Here is a 7,041-nt window from a genome sequence, read left to right as displayed (position 1 = left end):
GCGCGCCGCGGCGGCGCGCCCCCCCCCGCCCGGCCCCGCGCCCCCCCCCCACGACGGGATCAGCGGGGGATCAGACGAGGTCGAACCGGTCGAGGTTCATGACCTTGTCCCACGCGGCGACGAAGTCCTGCACGAACTTCTCCTTCGCGTCGTCGCTCGCGTAGACCTCGGCGAGCGCGCGCAGCTCGGAGTTCGAGCCGAAGACGAGGTCGGCACGGGTGCCGGTCCACTTGACCTCGCCGGTCGCGGCGTCGCGGCCCTCGAAGGTCTCCGGGTCGGACTCCCGCGTCGTCGCCGACCACTTCGTGCCCATGTCGAGCAGGTTCACGAAGAAGTCGTTGGTCAGCGACCCCGGCCGCTGGGTGAGCACGCCCAGCGGGGACTGCTGGTAGTTCGCGCCGAGCACACGCAGCCCGCCCACCAGGACGGTCATCTCCGGCGCGCTCAGGTTCAGCAGGTTCGCGCGGTCGACGAGGAGGTACTCCGACGGCAGCCGGTTGCCCTTGCCGCGGTAGTTGCGGAACCCGTCGGCGGCGGGCTCGAGCGGGGCGAAGGACTCCGCGTCGGTCTGCTCCTGCGAGGCGTCGGTACGGCCCGGGGTGAACGGGACCGTGATCGCGACGCCGCCGTCCTTGGCGGCCTTCTCGACCGCGGCGGCACCGGCGAGCACGATGAGGTCGGCCAGCGAGATCTTCTTGCCCCCGGTCTGGGCGCTGTTGAAGGACTCCTGGATCCCCTCGAGGGTACGCAGTACCTGCGCCAGCTCGTCGGGCTCGTTGACCGCCCAGCCGCGCTGCGGCTCGAGACGGATGCGCGCGCCGTTCGCGCCGCCGCGCTTGTCACTGCCACGGAACGTCGAGGCCGAGGCCCACGCCGTCGCGACCAGCCGCGAGACCGGCAGGCCCGAGTCCAGGACCTTGGCCTTGAGCTCGGCGACGTCGGCGTCGGAGACCAGCTCGTGGTCCACCGGCGGCACGCGGTCCTGCCAGATCAGCTCCTCCTGCGGGACCAGCGGCCCGAGGTAGCGCTGGATCGGGCCCATGTCGCGGTGGGTCAGCTTGAACCAGGCGCGGGCGAACGCGTCCGCGAACTCGTCCGGGTTCTCGTAGAACCGCCGCGAGATCTGCTCGTAGACCGGGTCGAAGCGCAGCGCCAGGTCGGTGGTGAGCATCGCGGGAGCGCGGTTGAGCTTGCCGTCCTCCGGGGCCGGGACGGTGTTTTTCGCCTTGCCGTCCTTCGGCGTCCACTGGTTGGCGCCCGCCGGGCTCTTGGTCAGCTCCCACTCGTACTCGAACAGGTTGTGGAAGAACCAGTTGCTCCACTGGGTCGGCGTCGGGGTCCAGGTGACCTCGAGACCGCTGGTGATCGCGTCACGGCCCTTGCCGGAGCCGAAGCTGTTCTTCCAGCCGAGCCCCTGCTCCTCGAGCGGGGCGCCCTCGGGCTCCGGGCCGACGTACTTGTCGGCGTCGGCGGCGCCGTGGGTCTTGCCGAACGAGTGCCCGCCCGCGATGAGCGCGACGGTCTCCTCGTCGTTCATCGCCATCCGGCCGAAGGTCTCGCGGATGTCCCGTGCCGCGGCGAGCGGGTCCGGGTTGCCGTTCGGGCCCTCGGGGTTGACGTAGATGAGTCCCATCTGGACCGCGGCGAGCGGGTTCTCCAGGTTCCGGTCACCGCTGTAGCGCTCGTCGCCCAGCCAGGTGCGCTCGGGGCCCCAGTAGACGTCCTCGTCGGGCTCCCAGACGTCGGCGCGGCCACCGGCGAAGCCGAAGGTCTTGAAGCCCATCGTCTCCAGCGCGCGGTTGCCCGCGAAGATCATCAGGTCGGCCCACGAGATCTTGCGGCCGTACTTCCGCTTGACCGGCCAGAGCAGCCGGCGTGCCTTGTCGAGGCTCGCGTTGTCGGGCCAGCTGTTCAGCGGCGCGAACCGCTGCATGCCGGCGCCCGCGCCCCCGCGGCCGTCGTCGATGCGGTAGGTACCGGCGCTGTGCCACGCCATCCGGATGAACAGGGGGCCGTAGTTGCCGAAGTCGGCGGGCCACCAGTCCTGCGAGTCCGTCATCACGGCGTCGACGTCGCGGGCCAGCGCGTCGAGGTCGAGGGTCTTGAACTCGGCGGCGTAGTCGAAGTCCTCGCCCATGGGGTTGGCCACGGCCGGGTGCTTGCGGAGGATCTTCAGGTTGAGCTGGTTCGGCCACCATTCACGGTTGCTCCCGCCCTCGGTCGGGTGCTTGAAGCGCCCGGCGGAGACGGGGCAGCCGCCCGCGCTCTCCTCGTTCATCTCGCCAACAACGGCGTCAGGGCTGTCAGACACGGGAATCCTTCCAGGATCGGGAGCGGGTGCTCAGGAACTGACTGTGGTGGAACAGGCGGGGCACAGGCCCCAGTAGATGACCTCGGCCTCGTCGATCGTGAAGCCGTGGTCGTCGTCGGCGGTCAGGCAGGGCGCGGAGCCCACGGCGCAATCGACGTCCTCGATGGCACCACAAGACCGGCACACGACATGGTGGTGGTTGTCCCCGACTCGCGACTCGTACCGTGCTACCGAGCCCGCCGGCTGGATGCGGCGCACCAGGCCCGCGGTGGTGAGCGCGCGGAGCACGTCGTAGATGGCTTGATGCGAAACGTCGCCGAGGTCCGCGCGCACGGCACCGATGATCGAATCGGTGTCGGCGTGCGGGTGGCCGTACACCGCGGTCAGCACCGCCACGCGAGGACGCGTCACGCGCAGCGCGGCTCCGCGCAGCAGGTGTTCGAAGTCCGAAGTCGTGGGCACGGCGGAAGCGTGGCCCATTTTCTTGAATCAGTCAAGTTCGGCGCGCCGGCGAGTCGATCATGGGTGTCCGCTTCGCCGGGTTTCGGCCGAGTCCACTGTCGACGTCCTCTGTCGACGGTGGCCGCGCGGCCCGGCCGTGGCGTGGCCGGTTGGTCAATTCCGCACGGCGCCGGTGCCCGGCGGAGCACGGAATTGTCACCACTCGACGGGGGTGAGTGGTTGTTTCCGTCGTTTTCCCGCCGGTTCGGCTTTCGTGAATCGCGGACGAACTCGTTGGCGGGTAAGGAAGTCATAGCCGGGTAACGGACAACGCAAGAACGTCGACAGCACTGCGGGAAAACCGCGGATTCGTTCAGGAGTGGCTTTGAATCACGTCGTGCAGATTTTCGTGCTCGGGTTCTTTCTGCTGGGTTTTCTGCTGCAAGGGGAACCGCCGCCCCGGCTGGGGACGCGGCAGCGGTACACCCTCGGTGTCGTCGCGGCCGGGCCGCTCGCCATCCTGATCGGGTCCCAGGCGATGCCGCTGCCGATGGTCTTGCTGCTGGAGTCCGAGCGGGCCCGGCTGGCGGGCAACTGGCCGCACATCCTGGTGCTGGCCGCGTCCCCGGTGGTCGCCTACGGCCTGGTGCGCCTGCTGAGCCCGCCGCGGCTGAAGAAGCGGCACGGGATCATGATCCTCCGTGCCGCCGGCCTGCTCGTGGTGGTCGTCGCGGCCGAGCGGCTGGCACTGGGGGCCGAGGTGCCGGTGCTGTCCGTCGGCGGTCCGATCGGCGTCATCGCGCTGCTGGTGACCGCGTCCTACCTCGCCTGCTTCCGGACCGCGGATCAGGGGTACTGGCCGCTGCCGCTGGTGCGGGACGGGGTCCAGAACGCGGCGATCCTGGCCCTCATCGGCTGGTGGATCGTGGCGGTCGACGGAACCCTGGTGCCGGACCCGCGATCCGCGCCGGGAATGGCGCCGGCGGTGGCACTGACGTTCTGGGCGGTGGTGGCGGTCGATCTCACCGAACTGGCCGTCGGCGGCTGGCGACTGCAGCGGTGGCTGCGGCACGGGCCGCCCGAACGGCCGGGCCCGCCGGGTGTGCCGAACTGGCCGCCCGCCCCCGGCGAGGTCTGGAGCGTCCTGCTCACCCACGACACCGGCAACTACAAGGACCGTCCCGTCCTGGTGCTGGAACGCACCCCGACCCACGCGAACGTGCTTATCATGACCAGCAGGGACAAATCCGGCTCGCGCTTCCACCAGGCGCTCGACCTGGCCGACTGGCGAGGCGTCCTCGACAAGGCGGGCTACCTGTCGCTGGAAAAGACCCCGGTGCCGTTCGCCGACTTCCGGCTCTATCGCGGGGACTGCACCGACCGCTTCTGGCATCGCCTGCTCGCCGACTCCCGGATACGGGACCGTCGGAACAGCGACAGCCCGGCACCGGGTTTCGCCTTCCGGCACCGGTTCGCGTCCGCCCGCAACAAACATGTCGGGGTCAACGAAGGCGCGCAGCAACCGGGCAGGCGGCGTCAGGGCACGCGCGCGGGTCGCCGGTGAGGCCTCACGACGGCCCGTGTTTCGTCCGGCGCACTGCCCGCGAAACAAGCCAAGCGAGGTAGATCGCCGTCACGGCGAAGCCGATGGCGTACGGCGGGAACACGGCCGCGTCGAACCGGAACAGGCGATGGATCACCACGCCCAGCACGAGCGTGCCGGTGACCAGGATGAGCAGCCCGCCGAACACCCACCCGGCGATCCTTCCCGGTGGCCAGCCGGGCTCGGCGGAACGTGCTCGCTCGGAGGGGTGATTCATGCGGCGCAGCCTAGGCACCGGGGCCGGGACCGGTCCCTGGCGTGGCGCGTTCCCGCTCCGCGCGGGGTCACTCGCGGGCGATCGTCTCGCCGAGTACCCGTGCCACGTCGGGGAAGGCGCCGGGATGCGGGCCGGCGTAGCTGAGCCGGAGGAAGTTCCCGGCCGGCTCCGCCGGGAACCACTCGTCTCCCGCGCCGACGACGACCCCGGCCGACCGGCACTCCCGGACGATCCGGCCCAGGTCCACCGTGTCCGGCAGCCGGGCCCACAGGTTCAGCCCGCCCCGCGGTATCGCCTCCAGCCGCGCGTCGGGCGCGTGCTCGCGGAGGCTCGCGACGAGCAGGTCCCGGCGGGTCTTGAGCTGCTGGCGGAGACGGCGCAGGTGGGTGCGCCAGGCGGGTTGCGTGACGACGTCGAGCGCGACCGCCTGCAGCACACCGCTGACGTACATCGATTCCGCCTGGCTGTCGGCGAGGATCCGGTTGCGTGCCGGGCCGCGCGCGATCAGCCCGGCGACCCGGACCGCGAGGGAGACGCTCTTGCTCAGCGAGCGGATGTAGACCACGTGCCCGCCGTCGTCCCTGGCGGCGACCGGATGCGGGTCGGCGGTCATCCCGAAGTCGTGCGCCGAGTCGTCCTCGATCAGGAACGCGCCGTGCCGCCGGACGGTGTCCATGACCTGCTCGGCCAGCTCCGGTGTCCACTGTGCACCGGTCGGGCTGGCGAAGTTCGGCTGGGCGTAGAACGCGCGTGCGCCGGTCTGCTCGAACGCGCGGGCCAGCGCGCCGGGATCGGGACCGTCGGGACCGCTCGGCACCGGGACGACCTCCACTCCGGTCTGGGCGGCGGCGAGGATCGCGCCCCAGTAGGTCGGGGACTCCACGAGCAGCGGCCGCCCGGTGCCGACCAGCGCGCGGAACGCGGTCAGCAGCCCGCTCTGGCTCCCGGGGATGATCACGACGTCGCTGGGTGCCGCCGGGGTGAAGCCGGACGGGGTCACCGAGGCGAGTTCCGCGGCGAACCACGACTGCAGTTCCGGGAGCCCGGCGGTGGGCGGCCGGGCGACCAGCGCGTCGGTGCGGGCCACCCGGGTGAAGGCCGCGCGGACGAGCCGCTCCGGCACCAGTTCCCGGTCGGGGTAGCCCGAGTGCAGGGCGATCACGTCGTTCGGGACGGGCTGCAGGGCCGCGGGCAGGTGCGGGAGCCGGTGGTTCGGCGAGCCGAGGGCCGCGGTCTGCCAGCCGTAGTCGTTCGGGCGGGCGACCCGGACCGCGCGGACGAACGTGCCCACACCCGGCCTGCTCTCGACGATCCCTTGCGCGGCAAGGCCGCGGAGCGCCTTCTGCACGGTGACCGGGCTCGCGCCGTGCTGCGCGACCAGGGACCGCGTCGACGGCAGCTGCGCGCCCGGCGGGGCCGTGGCGATCCACTGCCGCAGCGCCGCGGCGATCTTCGTCGAGCTGCTATCGTCGGACATGACAGCGAATAGTAGCGCTACTCTCCAGCGGCACCCAGTGCTATCCCCGTCCCGCGCCGGTCTGTGGTGGGGCCTGCTCGGGGTCGCGGCGTTCTCCTTCACTGTCCCGTTCACCCGTGTCGCCGTTCAGGGCGGCGGGATGTCGCCGCTGTTCGTCGGCTCGGCCCGCGCCGTCGTGGCGGCACTGCTGGCGGCCACGGCCCTGGCGATCACGAAGCAGCGCCTGCCCCGCGGTGTCCAATGGGGACGGTTGGCGATCGTCGCCGGTGGGGTGGTCGTGGGCTTTCCGGTGCTGACCTCCTTCGCGCTGACCACCGCGCCCGCCAGCCACGGCGCCGTCGTGGTCGCCATCCTGCCCGCCGCGACCGCGATGACGGCCGTGCTCCGCGGGCACGAACGGCCCCCGAAGTCGTTCTGGGTCATGGCGATCGCGGGCGCGGCCGTCGCCGTCGGGTTCGCCGCGTTGCAGGGTGGCGGGCTCAGCGGGCTGCACTGGTCCGACCTGCTGTTGTTCGGCGCCGTCGTCGCGGCCGCTATCGGCTACGCGGAAGGTGGGCTCCTCGCGCGCGAACTCGGTGCCTGGCAGACCGTGTCGTGGGCGCTCGTGCTGGCCGCACCGCTGATGATCGTCCTCACCTGCGTCGCGGTGGTCCAGCACCCGCTCGGCGGGACACCGGTGGAATGGGCCGCGTTCGCCTATCTGGCCGTGGTGAGCATGTTCCTCGGCTTCTTCGCCTGGTACCGCGGACTCGCGATCGGACCGATGGCGCAGGTGAGCCAGGTCCAGCTCGTCCAGCCCGTGCTGAGCATCGGCTGGGCGGCGCTGTTCCTGCGTGAGCAGCTCACCTGGCCCACCGTCCTCGGTGGCGTGGCCGTGATCGCCTGCGCCGGGGTCGCCGTCCGTGCCCGGCTCGGGTAGCGGTACCGCACCGTCCTTTGTGGACGCCGACGTCGCGAACGACGCGTAGGGGACGTTCAACGTCCCCTACGCG

General features: G+C 71.4%; 6 protein-coding genes. 2 read left to right on the top strand and 4 right to left on the bottom strand.

Annotated elements, in window-relative coordinates; all coding sequences use genetic code 11:
- Positions 1–70: 70 nt before the first annotated feature.
- Together katG and ACFWX1_RS40135 are read right to left on the bottom strand one after the other, a co-directional pair.
- Entirely contained in the window at positions 71–2,311 is a 2,241-nt protein-coding gene (katG, locus tag ACFWX1_RS40140) for a catalase/peroxidase HPI (RefSeq protein ID WP_378395104.1), read from the bottom strand.
- A gap of 30 nt (positions 2,312–2,341) precedes the next feature.
- Entirely contained in the window at positions 2,342–2,773 is a 432-nt protein-coding gene (locus ACFWX1_RS40135; protein ID WP_378395103.1) for a Fur family transcriptional regulator, read from the bottom strand.
- A gap of 376 nt (positions 2,774–3,149) precedes the next feature.
- Between ACFWX1_RS40135 and ACFWX1_RS40130 the strand changes: the two genes are divergently transcribed.
- Positions 3,150–4,316: a hypothetical protein gene (locus tag ACFWX1_RS40130; protein ID WP_378395102.1), complete on the top strand. Its 1,167-nt coding sequence runs from the start codon at positions 3,150–3,152 to the stop codon at positions 4,314–4,316.
- Positions 4,317–4,320: 4 nt separating this feature from the next.
- Here the strand turns inward: ACFWX1_RS40130 and ACFWX1_RS40125 are convergent, their stop codons facing one another.
- Positions 4,321–4,572, bottom strand: a complete 252-nt coding sequence (locus tag ACFWX1_RS40125) for a hypothetical protein (protein ID WP_378395101.1) — start codon at positions 4,570–4,572, stop codon at positions 4,321–4,323.
- A 67-nt stretch (positions 4,573–4,639) separates the two neighbouring features.
- On the bottom strand, positions 4,640–6,049 hold the full coding sequence (locus tag ACFWX1_RS40120; RefSeq protein WP_378395100.1) for a PLP-dependent aminotransferase family protein: 1,410 nt from the start codon (positions 6,047–6,049) through the stop codon (positions 4,640–4,642).
- A gap of 37 nt (positions 6,050–6,086) precedes the next feature.
- Between ACFWX1_RS40120 and ACFWX1_RS40115 the strand changes: the two genes are divergently transcribed.
- Positions 6,087–6,968 (top strand): DMT family transporter, encoded by an 882-nt coding sequence (locus tag ACFWX1_RS40115; RefSeq protein WP_378395099.1) that lies wholly within the window; start codon positions 6,087–6,089, stop codon positions 6,966–6,968.
- Positions 6,969–7,041: the final 73 nt, after the last annotated feature.

The organism is Amycolatopsis sp. NPDC059021 (assembly GCF_042739895.1).
In the GTDB taxonomy this organism is placed as follows: Bacteria; Actinomycetota; Actinomycetes; order Mycobacteriales; family Pseudonocardiaceae; genus Amycolatopsis.
This window is presented reverse-complemented; position numbering and strand designations above follow the sequence as displayed.

Excerpts from the sequence above, each read along its gene's own strand:
- ACFWX1_RS40120 (WP_378395100.1), bottom strand. The coding sequence starts at position 6,049 with ATGTCCGACGATAGCAGCTCGACGAAGATCGCCGCGGCGCTGCGGCAG.
- ACFWX1_RS40125 (WP_378395101.1), bottom strand. The coding sequence starts at position 4,572 with ATGAATCACCCCTCCGAGCGAGCACGTTCCGCCGAGCCCGGCTGGCCA.